This window comes from Terrisporobacter petrolearius (assembly GCF_020748185.1).
Lineage (GTDB): Bacteria > Bacillota > Clostridia > Peptostreptococcales > Peptostreptococcaceae > Terrisporobacter > Terrisporobacter petrolearius.
Map to the genome: position 1 here is coordinate 1 of NZ_JAHZMO010000152.1, position 480 is coordinate 480.

The following is a 480-nucleotide window of genomic DNA, read 5'->3' on the forward strand; positions in this document are numbered from 1 at the left end:
AGCTGGTAGAAAAGATTTGATTGAGCTTATATCTTATAGAATGACTTCTCCTGGAATAGGAAAAGAATGTGGTCTTACTTTTGGAACAACTAGACATGTACTTCAGGGTTTTTTCTTGGCACCTTATATAGTATCTCAGGCTGTAATGGGAGCTATCTTTTGCTCAAGATCTTTTGAAAAATTAGGATATGATGTATTACCAAAATATGATGACTTAGGAAGGGATATTATTCAATGTATTAGACTTAATAGTGCTGATGAAGTAATAAGTTTTTGTGAAGGTATAAAAGAAGCTGCACCAGTCGATTCTTATGTAAAACCTGTTCCTTGGGACATGCCTGGATACGAAAGTGAAGTCATAAAGGCAGCAGGAGCATTTATACAAGGTTCTTCTATAGAATTAAGTGCAGATGCTCCAATAAGACCTCCTTATAATGTTTATTTTCAAGGTGGACTTACATTTGACCATTCAAAAATGGG

Annotated in this window: 1 protein-coding gene; it reads left to right on the forward strand. The window is 35.0% G+C overall.

Annotation, left to right across the window (positions count from 1 at the left end; genetic code table 11):
* Window positions 1-480 (forward strand): methionine gamma-lyase family protein (locus K0040_RS20065; RefSeq protein WP_228110447.1); only part of this gene is annotated, 480 nt, incomplete at both ends.